Source organism: Psychrobacter sp. (assembly GCF_018260395.1).
Taxonomy (GTDB): Bacteria; Pseudomonadota; Gammaproteobacteria; order Pseudomonadales; family Moraxellaceae; genus Psychrobacter.
This window is the reverse complement of sequence record NZ_JAGLBC010000194.1, coordinates 1-3,202: the sequence shown is the minus strand read 5'-3', so window position 1 is coordinate 3,202 and position 3,202 is coordinate 1. Positions and strand designations below refer to the sequence as shown.

The following is a 3,202-nucleotide window of genomic DNA, read 5'->3' as shown; positions in this document are numbered from 1 at the left end:
TAGGTGCCTAGCATGATCTGATCGGCGGTATTATTTTCAAACTGTTTTACGACTATTTCGTTTTCATTGATCTTATCCCAAATAGTTTTTTGAAAATTTACCATATCATCCTCAGTAAACCCCTCCCCTGCAAAAATATCATTGAGCTGACGAATAATCTCTGACAGATAGTCTTCTTTAGAGTCTTTAGGTGCCGCTGTACCAAGGCCGCTAGCAGGATCAAGCTGATACTCTTCAGAATGCTCTTGCAATTTTAAATCCTGCTGCTTGAGTTTAGACACTCGATAATGTGTCATCTCAATATTACTAAGGTCAATTTCATCGTCAGGATTAAAGTCCTCACGCAACAGTGGCAATAAGTGACGGGCATATAAGCTTAGCTTCTCTAAATCACGGTCATCATAGTCTACAATCTGCGACATAAATTCATAGAATCGAGCAAAGCTGCCTAAATCTTTTTTAAATAGCACCAACTTGTCTTTGGCTTTTTTAGCTTCTTTTAGCTCATTGTCTGCATTGCCAATCAGTACTGCATCATTCGTGACCTTAGTACGCTCAAATATCGCTTTGGTACGTTTTACGTCCTCACTCGCGCGCTGATACTGATGTCGCCAACGCTCAACGGCTGGCTTGCAGATGTTACTGATAGCAGCGTTACTTTTATTCTTGCTATAAAAAGCGTCGGCTAAATTACTCACTTCATGCCATTGGATAATGTCACTGGCTCTTATCTTCTCAAACAGATCAAACACCTTATCAGGGTCTGACACATCAGCAAGCTCTGCTGTCTCATAATACGGCTGAAAGGCGGCCAAAATATCGTCTGGGTCATTAAAAAAATCAAGCACAAAAGTACCGGTCTCTTTTTTGCCAGGATAAATACGATTCAGTCGTGATAGTGTCTGTACGCAGTCCACCCCTGCCAGTTTTTTATCGACATACATGGCACATAGCTTAGGCTGATCAAAGCCAGTCTGGAACTTATTGGCCACCAGCATCACTTGATAGCTGTTTTTAGTAGAATTGTCAGAATCAAAGGCTTTACGCATATCACGGCCTTTAAGATCTGGGTTCATATTGGTTTCTGTAAAGCTTTCACCCAATAACCCACTACTATCAGGATCAGATTCAGTGAACTCAACCTCACCTGAGAAGGCCACCATAGCTCTGATACCCTTGTAGCTATTTTCTGCAACGTATTTGTCAAAGGCCAGTTTATAGCGCACAGCTTCCTTACGGGAGCCTGTTACCACCATCGCTTTAGCCTGCCCGCCAAGCAACCCTTTAATATTTTTATTAAAGTGCTCAATAATAATTTTCACTTTCTGTGAGATATTATAAGCATGTAGACGCACCCAGTAGTTAAGTTTAATCTTAGCACGCTTGGCATCGACCTCTGTGTCTTTGCTCATTTTTTTATTGAGCTGATACGCTACTTTATAGGTGGTGTAGTTTTTCAAAACATCTAAAATAAAGCCTTCTTCAATAGCTTGGCGCATAGAATACACGTGGTACGCTTCAGGCTTATTATCTTTTGAAGCTGGCAAGTTTGGATTAGGCAGGCGTCCAAACAGCTCTAGAGTCTTAGACTTTGGGGTAGCAGTAAACGCATAATAGCTTAAATTGTCACTACCACGGCGTGCGGTAATAGTAGCATCAAGCATATCCTCAGCAGATAATCCTCTATCAACATACTCTTCAAAGTTTTCTCTGACTTCATCACTGGCTGTTGGACTAGCAATAAGCACTTCTTTTAGTTTACGAGCCGTAGTACCTGACTGAGATGAGTGCGCCTCATCCGCGATAATGGCATAGCGTCGCTCTTTTAATACGCTTGAGTCTTCAATGGCTTTAAGCACATGAGGGAAGGTCTGAATAGTAACGATGATTATAGGCTGAGAGTTCATCAAAGCTTCAGCCAGCTTCTCAGATTTAGATCCCTCACCTTCTTTACGGTTAATACGCCCAACTACCCCATCAGCATGTTCAAACTGATAAATAGTATCTTGTAATTGGTCATCGAGTACGGTTCTATCAGTCACCACGATAACTGAGTCAAACAGTTTAGTGCCTGAGTGGTTATAAAGCGTGGATAACTGGTGCGCTGTCCAAGCAATCGAGTTAGATTTACCCGAGCCGGCACTGTGTTGAATCAGATAGCGATTCTCAACCTTTTTGATATAGTTTGGGTCTTCTTGTTTTGCTTGCCTGATCTGATCCTGCATCTGGTTTTGAGCAACGGCATCTTCAATCAGGTTGGTCACTACGTCCCACTGATGATAACGCGGAAATATCATGGTTTCTTTTTTGTACTTACGCCCGATCGCGTCTTCTTTATCTTCTATCTGAAGGTGCATAAAGCGACCTAAGATGTTAAGCAGGTTGTCAGTACTTAGCACCTCATTCCATAGGTAGTCGGTGGCGTAGCGGTTATGATCTTGAGGTATGTCATTTCCTGCCCCACCATCACGAGTGCCTTTGTTAAAGGGTAAAAAGAAAGTATCGTTACCTGCCAGCCGAGTGGTCATATACACTTCATACTGACTGACGGCAAAATGTACCAAAGCCCCACGTTTAAAGCTTAGTAGTGGCTCAGGCTTTTTGCTGGCAGGATCAACAGGTAGTCTGTCACGCTTGTATTGTAGTTTGGCGTTTTCAACGGCTTGCTTAAATTCAGATTTAAGCTCCATTGTGACCACAGGCAGACCGTTCACAAACAGTACTAAATCAAGGCGATGACGTTTGGCAGACTTGGCATTGCTAGTTGCTTCATCAGCGTCTTTAGGACTTAAATGAGCACTATAAATCACCTCAGGTACCACACGGCAGATATTACCTTCATAACGTGCCAGCACATCAGGGTTTAGGCTGTGCTCGGGCTTAAATTGACAGAGGCTAAAACGGGTATTGCGAATCTTTAAACCATGACGAAGCACACCCAATGTGCCATAAGTACGTGACGCTCGATCGGTTGTTTGTTCATTGGCTTTGCCTAACTGCTTTACCAATTGTTTAATAAACTCTCGCTCTGGGTCTTGCGGAAACAGACGGCAAAACTTCTCCCATTCATCAAACTGAGTACGTTGTACGTAATCAAGTGCATCACGCTCATACAAGGCGGTATTACGGTGATAGTCTGAGTTGTTACCTTGCACCCAGCCTTTGGATAACATCTCATTGATGATGTCGTTTTGAAAGGTTA

1 protein-coding gene is annotated in these 3,202 nt (G+C 42.7%); it reads right to left on the bottom strand.

Translation table 11 applies throughout. The annotated features are described in order from the left end of the window. Positions 1–3,202 (bottom strand): DEAD/DEAH box helicase family protein (locus QZ265_RS10325; RefSeq protein WP_296405898.1); only part of this gene is annotated, 3,202 nt, incomplete at both ends.